Origin of the sequence: Rhodococcus jostii RHA1, from assembly GCF_000014565.1 — a bacterium.
GTDB classification, from domain to species: domain Bacteria; phylum Actinomycetota; class Actinomycetes; order Mycobacteriales; family Mycobacteriaceae; genus Rhodococcus_F; species Rhodococcus_F jostii_A.
On record NC_008271.1, the window covers coordinates 1 to 13,527 of the forward strand.

Sequence of the window (13,527 nt, forward strand, 5' to 3'; positions counted from 1 at the left end):
CCGCGGCGCTGCCCCCGGCGCTCCGCGCCGTGAGACGGGGCGAGTCGCTTCGCTCCCCCGCCAGGGAGCCGCTGCGCGGCTCGCAGTGGGTCGATTCCCGTTGCCGTCGATCGAGTCGCTTCGCTCCTCTGAGTTTCGGAGATTAGGTTCTCACCTGTGCTTTTAGTCGTCCCGTTCGATCCGGTCCCCCACACCCCAACGAGGCTGGGGAGGCGAGTGGGTGCGCCCGACCCGCCTCCCACTCGCCTTCCCGCGCCGCTCCATTGCCATACCCACAGCATGCCACCCCACCCCCACGCAACTCAAAACAGTCGAAAATCTCCAAACATCCAAACCTGTTGATTAATAACAGATTCTGAACCTTACAACCTGACGTTTGTACATAACACGCGTAAATACTGACTCATCAACCGATTACCGAAACATGTTGTCAATCAATAACTTTCGAAACCGGCTCAAACAGGACGAACAGACACCCGTGCGCCCGCCGACACCCCGGCGCCGGCACTCCCCCGAACCAGGTCGCCGGCGCCCCCACATCACAAACCGGGGACATGTCATCACACCAGGTCACAGTGGGATTACGCCCCCGCACAGCACACGGCCCGCACCCCGGGGATCGGGTGCGGGCCGTGCACGGAGAGAGGCGAACTAGGCTGCCGGGTCCAGCCAGGGCCGCCCGTCACGGCCCTCCACATAGACCCCGCCGGGCGGACCATCGAACAGCGTGAGCAGCAACTCACGCGCCGCAGGAGAGGCACCGGCGAGCATCTCGTCCCGGTGCTCGGTCCAGTCCTCCCAGTCCCAGCCCGCACCGGCATCGATGCAGCTCTCGGCAACCTCCACAGCCTCACCGCCCACAAATACCCACACGCTGGTCGGCCCATCAGGATCGCGGACGATCACGACCTCCACCGTCACGACTGCGCCGCCCTCGTCACCATGTAACCGAGCGACTCCGCCAACAGGTGCAACAGATCATCCGCCGACGGCAAGGCGGCCCGGTCCATCCGATCCCGAATCGCGTTGCACTCGACCTTGTCCTCGCACACGCACTCACTGTTGCGGGCACCGTCCTCGAGGCCGGAGTCCAGCCCGCAGCCGTCCACCGTCACCGGGTCGAGCACCCACCGATCGATGCCGTCCCAGTCGCGCATCAGGTACACCCAGATCGATTCCTCGATGTAGTGGGTGCCGCGATTGAGGGCGCGCTCGCCCTGACACATGTAGACCTCGGCAGGGGTGGCGATATTCGTGTTCGTCGTCGTTGTCATCGTGGGGTTGCCTTCCTCAGTCAGTGGTTCACGGTGGGCGCGAACACCGCACCGGTCAGCAGGGCATCCTTCTGGGCGTCAGACAGACCCACCGTGGCTCCGTTGCCGTCGTGGGCCGCGAATACCACGGCCCCGCAGAACGGCTGCCAGATCGCCCCGTGAGCGCGCGCAATCGCCGTCGCCATCAGATTGACCTGAGCATCGGCCTGGATTGCGCCTTCGTCGTCGACCCACATGTCCAGATCCGGCGTCAGCCGCACCACGTCGAACCAGCGGCACCCGATCGCGGACCGGATCGCCGCCCCGGTGCTCTCCCGCGCCCCGAGGTCGATCACCTCCAGGCGCCCGTCCACACCGATCCGAACCGCCTGCGCGGTCAACGTGCTGGCAGCGGTGCTCATGCCTGCACCTCCGTCACCGTGTACTCCCGCAGGTCCAGACCGTGACGGCGGAACCCACCGATCCGGCGACCCAGCGCCCGCGCCAGCACCTCCCCGTCCACCTCGTCCTCCGCGACCTCCTCGGACCGGGCCGACACCGGCACCGACACCTTCGTGGTGATCGTCACCAGGGCCTCGACCGTGAACTCCCGACTGCGCGGCGGCAGCCCGTGCTCCTCCATGAACTGATCGAACTCACTGCACAAGTTGTTCTCGTCGGCCCACTGGTGGGCAGAGGTCGCGACCGCGTCGATCCACTTCATGTGATCGGCATGCGCCCCTTCGAGGCGCTCCCGCAGCGTCGCCACCTCCCGGCGCGAGATCATCACCGCAGCCAGCGAACCCGCCACCCGATCCCAGAACACCGGCACCGGGCGCTGCACCGACGCGACCACCACCTGATCCGGATGGACCCGGCCCTGCCACACCGGCGCATCCGGCGAGAGCGGCACCAACGCCACCGACACCAGACGCTTGTCCTCGGCGACACCGTTCACCGACAACGCCGACACGTCGATGCGGTCCGCGACCAGCCAGCCAGCCGTCCACGCCTCACCCTCACGCACCTCGACGAACACCCCATCCGCCGGGAACACCCCACCGGCAGGGGCGGCTACACCCGCCCCGCTCGTCACGTTCTCGATAACTGCAACGTCCACAGACATCACAACTCCAAACCCCCGGACAACACCCCGGGCTCACCGGAGCGGAAGGGTGGTCAGCCCCCTCCGCCCCGCATCAATTGGGACACCGAAAACATAGCCCACCCCACCGACACAAACAACCCGAAACACGCTGCACAACAAACGAATTCGAGCCGCAAACCGCTCATAAAAGCACCCCGGAATCAAGCCCCCGAACACGAAAAACGCCACCCACCCATCCCGTGCCGGGGCACGGGATGGGTGGGTCAGCCAAACGAACGAAACACGGGCATGTGCGCCGATGAGTGCACAGTTGTCATGGTCATCTGCCAGGATCTGGCGATGACGTCCCCTCAGCTCGGAGACCTTCCCCTGTTTGTTGATCGAATCGGGCGCATCACGGCGCGAGCACAACGCGCCAGCGAGCTACACGACTGGGGACTGCATCCCCAGGCTGCCGATACCGGCAGCAGTCTTGCACTAGACGATGACGGCTTCATCCCAGCGCGGGGCGGCAGCCTCGTCCAACGGGCCGCCATGTGGCCAATCAACTGTGCAACCGACAACGTTTCCAGTGCCGGTCGAATCTTCACCGACTCGGCGACGTCCAATCAGCTTCGCGCTTCCTCCATCATGTCGCTGTGCCGTTCAGCGCTCGAATCGTCCGCACGGGCAATCTGGCTAATCAGTGATACCGACCGGGCCATACGCCGCCAACGGAGCATCGGGATCACTCTCGCCGAGATGAAGCAACAGACACTGTTCAACAACAACGAAGTCGAGCACCACCACAACGGCACCGTGAATCTCCCGGCCGATTACGCCAGCGCGTTCCTCGACGGGCACAGGTCCCTGCTCAACGATTACGCCGCCCTTCAGGAAGAAGACCACCAGCCCGTGCGCCCATTTGGGAAGACGGTCGAGCTAGCTGCCACGTGGATCGATGAGCACATGCCCGCCCACGACTCCGGAGAGCTTGCGAAGAACGGCATGGCAGCCGGATCGAAGCGCGTCTACAGCATCAGCTCTGGCGTGATCCATGGCTATCAGTGGATCGTGGACTACGGACGTAACGGTGATCTGTTCGCCATGATCGCCGACAGCTTCGCTGCAGCCGTCAATATGACTGAGTGCGCGATCGCGCTGTACGAAGCGCAAGCGCAGCGCCCAACGGGCAGGACCGACCGGAAGTACCACTACCCCAAGAGGCTCGCACCGACAGTCAGGGAGTGGTCCAAGCTCTATCGATAACGCCGCCGCGCCGCCGACCGCCACTGGACGTGCGGCGACCGTTCACTCGACGACAGTTCGACGAGACACCTTTCCTCGCACAGTTCGCTGGCAAACCCGGTCGTTCATTCGAGGTAGGTGGCGGAGCAGCACAGTAGGTGCGGGTTCTATCGTTTGGCCGTGCAGCAAGAAATAGTCGCCGACGAGACCGCAGACGTAGAGCCGCGGGACGAAGCTAGAACAAGTGCCGAAAAGATCCGGGATCTTCGCGGTGAATTGGCGCGATCGGCGCGAAACAGGTACCAAACAACTGGTCGATGGATTAAACGTCGTAGGGCAATCCTGACAGGATCAATCACACTCATGGTGCTCGTTGCAGTGTGTTTTCATCCTCAAGCACAGCTTGGCACGGTACCCACTTGGATCTCGGCGTTCGGTGCAGTGGCAACGTGCGTTGGCGTGTTACTTGCGTTGAAGACCTATCGGACGCAGAAGCAGCAAGGTCTCGAAGAACAAGCTAACCAGGCCCGATTGATCAACGCGGTCTTGATGCCTGGAACTCAACGAGATGGAAAGTTCACGTGGTGGGTGACCATCGAAAATCGAAGTGACAAATCCATCTACGGAGTCCACGTTCGTTCCTTGAGAGCGCAAGTCGCCGAAGAGGGACCCGCGGTTAGGTTGAGCCCGATGGCGATAACCAAGATTGGGGAACTGGAGTTGGTGACGGGCGCCATACCCATGGAGCGGGAGCTGAAGGCTGGGACAAGTTTCAGGACTCAATGGAGAGCGATCGACGACGGCGACAACACTTCGCACGTAGACGGACCAATTATTCAGTACACACTCACCGATGCCAACGGCCGGGTTTGGCTGATCGCCGACAACAACGAGCCCGAGAAGATTGCGAGGCCGGCCAGGCCCTCGGACCAACGCCGCCGCGTTGTGTAAAAGTCATTCTCGTCGCCGGTCGCCGTTTCGACGCGGGTCACGGTGCAGGTAAGAAGACAAGAGTTCGGCGGGCCGGGTGCATGTACGGCGGCCGAAGCCCCATCTGACCGTCGCCGCCCGTTCGCATCTCACCGTGGTCGCGCAGGCAGGCGGCTGGCGCGGTACGGCCGAGACCGCCGTCCGGGTGCAGGTGCGCGAACTCCCACAGGTCGGCGGCAGGGTGTTCGGCGACCTCCCACGACAGGACGTGCCCGTTGCCGGCACCGCGTTTCTTCCCTATCGAGACGATGGGCCCGAGCAGCTCGGCGACCGCGACCGGGTCGCCGACCCCGCGCCACACCAGGTGCCGGCAGACCGTCAGCGGGAGCGGCATGACGCGGGAGCGGTAGCGGCCCTGGCGTTCGGATACCAACGCTGGCAGGTCAGCGGCCATGTGGTCCAGGGCCTGTTGGTCGGGGCGGGCGGACCAGTACTGCACGTGCGGTCCGGGTACCTCGTCCTCCGGGTAGGCGAAGGTCGCCGCCCAGTGCCACCCGCCGGCGCCGTCGCCGGTGCAGCGGGCCAACGGCAGGTCCAGGTCCTCCGGGACCGTATCGAGGCTGTAGGGGGTGTAGTCGGTGCCGGCCGCCCGGGCGGCGGCCTTGGTGTTCTCCCGGATCTCCGAGGCGAGGAGCCCGTCGAGGCTGATCCCCCACGGCACCGCGTGCGCGACACCCGCGGCCATTCTCGCCCGGACGGTCAGCGGCACCATCCCCGCGCCGATCTGGAGGGTCATGCCGGGAGTGAGAGCAGGGTTTCCAGGGCCTCAGTGCGGCGTGCGGCGACGATCTCCCGCCAATCGACCACCGGCGCACCATAAGGGTCTGAGGCGAGCATGGTGGCGATCTGGCCGTGCCCGATCCCGGTGCGACCGCCCAGCCAGCCCGATCGGGTGAACTCGGCCAGGACGTCGGCGGTGAAGGCCTGATCGAGGTCGGAGCCGCGGACCAGTTGCACCCACGATTCGAACCGCGTGCCAGGGGCGAGAGTTTCGATGTCGTAGCGCATCACCGGCGATCCCGACCCACCACCCTCGGCGGCGGGGTCGACGGTGGTGCCGGCGTGGCCGGTGGTCACGTCGTCGAGGTGTGAGTACGACTCGAGGGCCTCGATGTCGAACCGGGACGGGATCGGCCCCTCGTAGGTACGGCGCAGGATCGGCGTGGCTTCGGTGACGATCGGGACCACGTGCCCCACGCGCAGGCAGCCGTCGATCGGGGCGGCCCCGATGGCGCCGCCGAACACGCTCAGCTGCGGGATCAGCTCCCGGAGTTGGTGCAGGCGTCGGCCGGTGATCGGTTCCGCCTGGGTTTTCACGATCGCGCCGCCGTTACGGAGGGTGTGCGCGACCGCCAAGGGCAACTTGCCCTCGTAGCCGAGGACATCGCGCAGCAGTTCCTCGCCGATCCGGCGCAGCACCCCGCGGAAGGAGTTGCCGGAGATGACCGGGACCAGCTCCACCGACCCGTCCGGCTGCAGGATTTTCATGCGCCGGCCGATCGCGGTGGTGCCGATCAGCTCCCCGCGGTGCGAGATCGGCGACCGGGCGGTCATCTCGATCTCCCACACCCGCGACACGGTCACGACGCCAACCCGTGCTCGGTGCGGGCGGCGCGGACCGCGTCGGCCACGATCCGGGTCCGCAGCGTCAGCGCGGTCGTCTGATCGCGCATCACCTGCAGCACCGGCCGCGGCTCGCACATGAGCAGGATCGCCAGCTCGCCGCGTTGCTCGTCGGTGCGCGGGCTCGATCCGAGCCGGGCCGCGGAGGTGGTCCACCACTGGTGCAGGTTGATGCTGTTGTAGGTCGCCAACCGGATCCGAGTGGGCAGCAGGTTGTCCCAGTAGTCCCCGCGGCGCGCAGCCACCCAGTTGCGCTCCGACCAGTCGATTCCGTAGTGCAGCAACAGCACCAACCGCTCCGCCACCTGCGCGGCCGGGTCGGTCAGCCCGGGTAGTTGTGGAACCGCGGCCAGCCAGCGGTCGGTCACTGAAAGTTCGTTCTCCCCCAACATATTCATCACCGCAGATCCTAGAGAACTCGTGGTGTTTTCTCGAGTCCACTGGGCGCCGGTGGCCGGGGGCTGCGACGTCCCGGCCACCGCGGCAGTGTGACTTTGTGCGAGGTCCGCGGGAGATGTCCCTACTGCATCCAGATGAAGGCGGACAGGGTGAGCGTGTGCATCCCGATACCGATCAGGAACACCAAGTACTGGGCCCAGTACGCGTCCCGGAGCTCGTGCTCGTTGATACTGCGTCGCGCTGCTGAGCCGACGGGGAGCGCGTAGAAGCGGGCGAGCGCGCGGCTGCACCGGTGTTCCTGAACGTAGAGGGCGACCGAAGCGGCGCCGAGGGCGGTGGACATAACGAGTTCGAACATGGGAACTCCTCTGGGCCGGGGTGATGCCGGGTTGCATCGCCCATACCTCAGTGGAGAGGTTCTCCACCCCCAGGCGCGGGCAGACGCGTGTGATGCCCTGAGCTGCCGAAATAGGACGTCGGGGTGGCGGTTTACGCCCGTCGGGTGGCCCGCAGGCCGACCTCCCACCACGGGTCCGCACGACGCCATGGAGTCAGTCGGGTCCAGTCGTCGAAAACCTGCGGCCACTCGTCGGCGGGGAGGCGGCACAGTACCGCGTAGGGCGGGGCATCGTCACCAAGCATGGTCTCGGTGAACCCGTGGCCGCGGAGCCGGCACATCACCTCGAGGCGGGCGGCGTCGTCGGCCTGCCACTTTAGGTGGACGTCCTCCACGGTGACCATGCCCCACCGTGCGTCCGGGAGCAGGTGCTTGCGGCCGGGCCGCAGCGGCACGATCACCGCCGTATCCGGGTCAATCGTGGTGGAGAGGACCTGGTGTAGCAGTGTGGGGTCCGCCGATCGCAGCGTCACCGGATCTCGGGTGACGATGTGGGCCTCGGTGCGCAGCGGCCGGTGCCGATAGACCCAGACGCACACTTCGCACAGGCGGCGGCCGGCCAGGTTCGTCCACGACTCGTACCCGGTGAACCGCCGTGATACGACCTGCCCGACCGGGCTCATCACCGCGGTGATCTGGCCGCAGCGCGCGCACCCCGCCTCCCGGGTTTCGGGTGCGCCGGCCACGTTCGGGGTCCCGACGGCGGCGGTGTACGCGGCCCACACCACATCGACGGGGGCGGCAATGGTCATGGGCGGCACCGTAACCTGCCCACTGTGGTGAACGCACCGGACCCCGGCCTGGACCTGGCGATGCTCCGCGGCCTGCGGGCACCGTCGGCGAAGGCCGACCCGGGCGCGGTCGCCGACATCCTGACCCGGATCGAGGCGCACCTCGCCGCCCATGACGGGTACGTCGCGTTCTCCGGTGGCAAGGACTCCCTGATCGTCCTCGACCTGGCCCGCCGCATCGAACCCGATGTGCCGGTGGTGTTCTTCGACTCCGGCCTCGACTACCCCGAAACCTACGACTACCTCACCGAACTCACCCACACCTGGCGACTGGACCTTCACCGCATCCCCACCGACCCACCACTACTGCAGGTCCTCGCCGACTCCGGCCACTGGGACCACTCCGCCCCTGTCGGCACGCCCCTCGATCTGCATGAGGTGCTGATCACCGAACCCGCCCGCCGTGCCCACCAGCTCCTCGGCCCCGGCGAGCTGTGGGGTGTGCGGGCCGACGAATCCGCCGCCCGCCGGCACCTCTACACCCGAGGTGGCCGCCGCGACGGCATCGTCACCCGCGCCGACGGCACCACCGCGTACGGGCCGATCTGGAACTGGACCATCATCGACGTCTGGGCACACATCGCGAGACACCAGCTACCGATCAATCCCGTCTACGCCAAACTCCGTGAACTGGGTGTCCCCGAACAGCAGCACCGCCTCTCCCACCTCATCGACGGCAGCCACCTCGACCGCGGCCGTCTCACCTGGCTACGCCGCGGATGGCCCACTCTCTGCGAGCAACTCACCGACGTCCTTCCCCGCATCCGTCAACTGACGTGACGCTCTAATGTCATCGTGGCACGAGCATGGGCGGCGCGCTATGGCGTATCGACGCTGGTCAGGGAGGACACGTCGAATCCGGTGGGCCACCGTGTCGCGTCGTCGTGCTTGATTCCGGTCAGTTGAACTGCGCCGAGATCCGTGTGGCGAAGATCCGCGCCGGAAAGGTCTGCGGCGGAAAGGTCTGCCGCCCCGATGTAGGCGTATCTCAGGTCGGCATCGGACAGGTTCGCCCCGGAGAAGTTGGCCGGCCCGATCACGGCGTACTTCAGGTCTGCTTTGGTCAAATTCGCTCCGTCGAACTTGGCGTAGGAACGATCGCTGTCAGCGCACATTACGGCGCCAACCAGCTTTGCCCGCACCAGTCTTGCGTTCGACAGTTCTGCGGTGTGCAGGTCCGCCTGCGTCATGTCCGCGTCGGTGAGGTCAGCTTCCCGCAGGCGCGCGTGGCTGAGGACGCAGCCTGACAGCTGAGCGCCCCACATGTTCGCTTCCGTCAGGTCGACACCTTCGAACATTGGGCCGAGATACACGGTGTCCTTGCGGGGCGGTCGTGGAGGGGCATTCTTCGAGCTCATGGAATCTTTGAGCTGTTCCCCGAAACTATCGCTCAACCGCACGTCAACGCCCAACACTGACCGGGCCAGGTCAGCCCGTACGAGCGAGACACCCATCAAGGTCATGTGGACCAGGTAGGCGTCACTCAAGTCCGCCCCCTTCATATCCGTCGCGGTCAGGTCGAACCGATAGCGGCGCCAGCTCGGGCGGCCCGAATCTCCGGAACGCAGCCGAGAATGGATCGCCGCGACAATTGCCGTTCGCACATCGTGTTCGCGGAGGTCGGAAGGTTCGTGCTCCGCACGTAGATAGGCGCACAGTAGGTCTATACAGACTTGCGTTTCGCCGTGCCGGCCTGCCGACTTCCAGTCGTCGGCGAGTGACGCGAGACCGTAAACTCCGGCGAGCCGAATCGCAGGGTTGTCGTGGCCGAGCTGTTCTGCGGCCGTGCTGTAGCGCTCGTGCAACGCGCTGACACGCTCGTTGTCGTGGGTTTCTTCGGTCGAACGCTGCTTGCGGTACGCGATCAGCGCCGCCCCTCCGAGACCGGAGACACCGAGAAGCGTCGCCGACGTCCGCGCGGCGTTGAACAGCTGGTCGCCTGTGGCATCGTCCAGGAATCCGAACGGCGTATACGGCTGGCGCGTTTGCAGCCACAGCAGGTAATAGAAGACACCGATCACGGCGAACGCCCAGGCAGTGGTACCCCAGATCACAAGCGTACGTAGGCGCATGCCCCATATCGTGCCGGACAGCCCCGACTTCGGTAGACGGTGGTACCACCGGCCACGCCTCGCTCGGGCATATCTGACCAAACATATGCGGTGAACTGGGGTGATGACACGTCCCCTCAGGCCGTGGCGCACGGGTGTTATCGGCCGGCCGGAAGTCCTCGCATCCAGTCGCGGATGTCCTCCATGACCTTGCGGGGGCGCGGCACCGTCGAGTGCACCCGCACTTCCCGGTAACGGGGATGGTCGATCGCCAGCGACGGCAAATCGTCTTCCCGTAGCCGCACCACCACACATCCGGCCGCGAGCAGATCCCGGCTCTTTCGCTGATCGACAAGCACCTTCGCATCCGCGGAATGCCAGTAGGCGCCGTCGTACTCGATCACGACGGTGAGCCCCTCGTGGTCGACGCTGATGTCCGTCGTCCAAGACTTGCGAGTGGTGTACGCGGCGTCGGTCATCGTGATTCCGGAGCGGGCATTGCCAAACACCTCGACGGCGGCCGCATGGTGGTCGAGTTCGACACGCGATTTGCCGGCTCGTCGACAGTCCGGGCACTCCGCCCCGTTCGACCGGCTACTCAGCGGCGCGCGCCACACGTGGGCGGGGTCGGTGGCGCAGACCCATTCCGGAACGAACGCCAGCGACGCATGCGGGCGAACGTGCCAGGCCGTGACCGCGTTGGTGGCACTCCATTCCGCCGCCAGTCCCGGATCGTGCCAGGCCAGCGAGCCGAGGATGGTGCGGCAGGCCGGGCAGCGCAGCCGACTGCCGCCGTCGCGGGCCCGCACCGACTCCTGCCACTCGTGCCCGCAACAGTCGGCCCGCCACCACATCTCGCGCTGCGAGTCCCACACCACGTTCTGCGGGGTGTATTTGCCGTTACGGGTTGGATGCCACTGGGCGGCAATTTCGGGTAGCAGGTCAGCGAGCCACTTCTTCGATGTCGCCGATTGCGCACCACGGCAATGGGGGCACCCCGAGGTGAGGAAACGCAGGGGTTTGATGCGGGGATGGTGACCGTTCGGGCACCGGAACCGGCGCAACTTCCCGCCTCCGGCGACCATTACCTTGCGGGGGTCGTCATCATCGGCCCACGCCGTTGCCAACTCCGGAACGTCGGCGACCGGTGTACTTCTCCACCGCGTGTGCTCAGCGTGCCAATCCTCGCGGCGGCGGGCGGAGCAGGCCCGGCATGCCGGGCTACTGGTCATGACGTTGACCTTCTCCTCGAACCGCAGCCCGCAATCCGGGCATCGCCAGTGGCAGGAGCGAGTGGCCAGGACCGTCACCGTGTCGAAGACGGTGGCCTCGTTGTGGTCGTGGTCCCACCAATCCAGTGCCTGGGACTGCGATTCCGACAGCAATGCCCGGCCGGGTCGGGGTCTGCTGGGGTCGGAGGACCGGGTATTTCGCGCACAGGTGCAGCCCGAGCCGAAGTCTCCTATCCTCGCAGCGCTGATCCGGTGACATCTGCGGCAGCGGGCCAGTACCGGGTCGTTGTCGTCGTGGACCTCACCGATCGGGTCGACGAGGTCGTAGCCGCGCTCGGCGAGATGGTCGGCGATCCGTTCGTGCGGCCACCATCGCTGTTCGAGGAATTTACGCACCCCCGGCCGCGGATGTGCGTGAAGGATCTGCTCCGGGGAATAGTGGCGCAGTAACTCGAGCATCGTGCGGTCGAACTCCATCCACGGGTGTGAGCGGGTGTTGGCCGCCCACTTCGTCCAATGGCACGCTCGACAGGTCGGTGTCCCCGCGGCATTGTTTCCGACGACGTAGTCGAGTCGGTAATGGGCGCGCACACCACAGGTCCGGCACGTCGTCAACCGCCAGGCGGTCGGCGTGGTGAACGGCTCCGCTGGTTCGAGGCCACCCGTGCGAAAGATTCCGTCGATGCAGTCGGTGCACCACGCGGGTTTGCTTCGGGTCACGAAGGCGGCCGGCAGACCGCAGCCCATGGTTGCACAGTCCTGCGTCTTCATCGTCGCTGCCACCCTGTCCGCGCACGGCCCCGACCCCGCCCGCACCGTCCTGTCACGCTCGAAGTAGTCGGCGTCACCGGAATGTTAGCGGGACTGAACTGCGGACATGGCATGTCCCCCAAGGCAGTGACGTGGGCTACGCGAAGCGGCTTTCGCGCGGAGCTCCGCGCCCAGGCGTAGTTTCAGCTCCCGCCGGGCACGCTGCTTCGGCGTCTCGACGGGTTCGCCCTCGGGTTGGTCGTCGACCGGACGGAAATGCGCGCGCCCCAGCTTGATGTCCGGATGGACCACCAACTCGGGGCGGCCCTTGTCGTCGGTGAACAGTCCCATCCGCAATCCCCTCATTCCCCGGTGATGTCCCGCAGCTGCACGATCATCCGCCGGCCGATACTGCCGTCAGGGCGACGGTATCGCCCCTCCCCCGCCGAGACCACCTCAAACCGCATCCCTCTCGGCAGCAGGTGCGCGGTGTCGTCGACCGTGTCCGAGCGGCCCAGATACATACCCCTGCCGGTTTCGACCTCGAACACCACATCCCGATCGCCCAGCGTTCCATCGAGTTCGTGAGCGGCGTGAGTGGCCATCGTGTGCCGGTCGAAATCCAGGCGGGATCCCGGATGCAGGGTCGCGGGTAGGTTGGCCGCCTCCTGCGGCACCGCGTGCGGGAGGGTCACCGCGCAGTACAGGATGTGGCCGCGATCGTTGAACCGTTCGGCGGTCTGAATCGCCCGGTCCACCCGCTGGACCTGGGAGCGCATCTTCTCGTCGAGTTGCTGCGCGTCACCGCGAGCCGCGGACAGCGCCTCGCCGACGGTCTTCCACCGGTCCGGGTCGCTGACCAGGTCCTGCACGCCGGTGTAGCCGACCTTCGGCAACTGCGACTGCGCCTTGTGCTTGTTCACCGACCGCACCTTGCGCTGGCGCGAACTCGGCGGCTGGCGAATCGAATCCGGGATCGGCAGCTCCCGGCGTTTACGCTCGGACACCTCGGGGACGGTCGCGCGGGGGAAGGCGCGCTCGAGGTCCTTGCGGGCCCGGGTGAACTCCGCGTCCTCGACCATCCGGTCAAGCTGCCGAGCACCGTCGCGCTCCTGGGCGCGGTCGTCGTAGGTGGCGGCCGGCCGATAGCCGGCCGACTTAGACGCGGGCGTCGTACTGGTGCCGGCCTCTGGGTCCAGACGGGTCGGAGGCGCGTCCGGGCTGAGGTTGTACGCCACCAGATCCCCTCCCGCTGCGTCGAACACGCCCCAGATATGACGAAGCGTGGCAGGCATTAATGTCCCAATTGACGGCCTGCCACGCTCGGACCCGACCGCAAGGCGGGTCTACCGCGGGAGAAGCAGTCCGGTGACCAAACCAGTAACTCGCTCCCACGCGTGCTGTCGGCGCTTCCGCCGAACACACACCAGCATAGCGAAACACACTGAGATGAAGATCGTTCCTTACGGCGACGGCGGAGCCGGAGGCAACTTGGGCACACACGGGCGACCTTCCCGAACACGCCGCGGCACATTGTGGCAGACGAATCGACCGAGTCCCTGGAATCGGCACCGTTTACGATCGGTGATGGCGGGGGAACGCCATCACGCGAACAACGAGGGGGAACACGCATGTCTGCAAGTGAGGTCACGCAGGCGGAGAAGGCCGGCCCCGCCCCATACAATCTGGCGCTGTACGACACCGTC

At 66.1% G+C, this 13,527-nt stretch carries 16 protein-coding genes; 3 read left to right on the forward strand and 13 right to left on the reverse strand.

The features are described 5' to 3' along the window. Nucleotides 1-651: 651 nt before the first annotated feature. From RHA1_RS42840 to RHA1_RS42855, 4 genes are read right to left on the reverse strand one after another with little or no spacing between them, the layout of a single operon-like run. Nucleotides 652-921 (reverse strand): hypothetical protein, encoded by a 270-nt coding sequence (locus tag RHA1_RS42840; RefSeq protein WP_011600279.1) that lies wholly within the window; start codon nt 919-921, stop codon nt 652-654. Beyond that, nucleotides 918-1,274, reverse strand: coding sequence for a hypothetical protein (locus RHA1_RS42845; protein ID WP_011600280.1), 357 nt, complete (start codon nt 1,272-1,274; stop codon nt 918-920). The genes RHA1_RS42840 and RHA1_RS42845 overlap by 4 nt, the downstream gene beginning before the upstream one ends. 20 nt (nt 1,275-1,294) lie before the next feature. Further along, the gene (locus RHA1_RS42850; protein WP_011600281.1) at nt 1,295-1,675 is read right to left on the reverse strand and encodes a DUF3846 domain-containing protein; all 381 of its coding nucleotides are present in this window, start codon (nt 1,673-1,675) and stop codon (nt 1,295-1,297) included. Further along, nucleotides 1,672-2,379 (reverse strand): hypothetical protein, encoded by a 708-nt coding sequence (locus RHA1_RS42855; protein ID WP_011600282.1) that lies wholly within the window; start codon nt 2,377-2,379, stop codon nt 1,672-1,674. Before RHA1_RS42855 ends, RHA1_RS42850 begins: the two co-directional genes overlap by 4 nt. Nucleotides 2,380-2,700: 321 nt before the next feature. Between RHA1_RS42855 and RHA1_RS45235 the strand changes: the two genes are divergently transcribed. Next, the gene (locus RHA1_RS45235; RefSeq protein ID WP_148228577.1) at nt 2,701-3,609 is read left to right on the forward strand and encodes a hypothetical protein; all 909 of its coding nucleotides are present in this window, start codon (nt 2,701-2,703) and stop codon (nt 3,607-3,609) included. A 342-nt stretch (nt 3,610-3,951) separates the two neighbouring features. After that, nucleotides 3,952-4,539, forward strand: a complete 588-nt coding sequence (locus RHA1_RS48535) for a hypothetical protein (protein WP_148228578.1) — start codon at nt 3,952-3,954, stop codon at nt 4,537-4,539. Nucleotides 4,540-4,576: 37 nt separating this feature from the next. On the opposite strand, the gene RHA1_RS42870 is transcribed toward RHA1_RS48535, so the two are convergent. The 5 genes from RHA1_RS42870 to RHA1_RS42885 all read right to left on the reverse strand — a co-directional run bounded on the left by RHA1_RS42870 (nt 4,577) and on the right by RHA1_RS42885 (nt 7,749). Next, nucleotides 4,577-5,314 (reverse strand): hypothetical protein, encoded by a 738-nt coding sequence (locus RHA1_RS42870; RefSeq protein WP_011600285.1) that lies wholly within the window; start codon nt 5,312-5,314, stop codon nt 4,577-4,579. After that, nucleotides 5,311-6,162: an RAMP superfamily CRISPR-associated protein gene (locus RHA1_RS42875; RefSeq protein WP_011600286.1), complete on the reverse strand. Its 852-nt coding sequence runs from the start codon at nt 6,160-6,162 to the stop codon at nt 5,311-5,313. Before RHA1_RS42875 ends, RHA1_RS42870 begins: the two co-directional genes overlap by 4 nt. Then, nucleotides 6,159-6,593, reverse strand: a complete 435-nt coding sequence (locus RHA1_RS45240) for a hypothetical protein (RefSeq protein ID WP_050787691.1) — start codon at nt 6,591-6,593, stop codon at nt 6,159-6,161. The genes RHA1_RS42875 and RHA1_RS45240 overlap by 4 nt, the downstream gene beginning before the upstream one ends. A 128-nt stretch (nt 6,594-6,721) precedes the next feature. Continuing rightward, nucleotides 6,722-6,958 (reverse strand): hypothetical protein, encoded by a 237-nt coding sequence (locus tag RHA1_RS45245; RefSeq protein WP_050787692.1) that lies wholly within the window; start codon nt 6,956-6,958, stop codon nt 6,722-6,724. A 131-nt stretch (nt 6,959-7,089) separates the two neighbouring features. Continuing rightward, entirely contained in the window at nt 7,090-7,749 is a 660-nt protein-coding gene (locus tag RHA1_RS42885) for a hypothetical protein (RefSeq protein WP_011600288.1), read from the reverse strand. A 24-nt stretch (nt 7,750-7,773) separates the two neighbouring features. On the opposite strand from RHA1_RS42885, the gene RHA1_RS42890 reads away from it, so the two are divergent. Continuing rightward, nucleotides 7,774-8,568 (forward strand): phosphoadenosine phosphosulfate reductase domain-containing protein, encoded by a 795-nt coding sequence (locus tag RHA1_RS42890; protein WP_011600289.1) that lies wholly within the window; start codon nt 7,774-7,776, stop codon nt 8,566-8,568. A 38-nt stretch (nt 8,569-8,606) separates the two neighbouring features. Here RHA1_RS42890 and RHA1_RS42895 read toward each other — a convergent pair whose 3' ends face one another. The 4 genes from RHA1_RS42895 to RHA1_RS42910 form a co-directional block, all read right to left on the reverse strand. Next, nucleotides 8,607-9,860 carry a pentapeptide repeat-containing protein gene (locus RHA1_RS42895; protein ID WP_011600290.1) on the reverse strand — a complete coding sequence of 418 codons (1,254 nt, stop codon included), beginning with the start codon at nt 9,858-9,860 and terminating at the stop codon, nt 8,607-8,609. 137 nt (nt 9,861-9,997) lie between these two features. Beyond that, on the reverse strand, nt 9,998-11,842 hold the full coding sequence (locus RHA1_RS42900) for a zinc-ribbon domain-containing protein (protein ID WP_011600291.1): 1,845 nt from the start codon (nt 11,840-11,842) through the stop codon (nt 9,998-10,000). A gap of 84 nt (nt 11,843-11,926) precedes the next feature. Beyond that, the gene (locus RHA1_RS42905; RefSeq protein ID WP_011600292.1) at nt 11,927-12,187 is read right to left on the reverse strand and encodes a hypothetical protein; all 261 of its coding nucleotides are present in this window, start codon (nt 12,185-12,187) and stop codon (nt 11,927-11,929) included. After that, nucleotides 12,184-13,059 (reverse strand): hypothetical protein, encoded by an 876-nt coding sequence (locus tag RHA1_RS42910; RefSeq protein WP_050787733.1) that lies wholly within the window; start codon nt 13,057-13,059, stop codon nt 12,184-12,186. Before RHA1_RS42910 ends, RHA1_RS42905 begins: the two co-directional genes overlap by 4 nt. Nucleotides 13,060-13,527 lie beyond the last annotated feature (468 nt).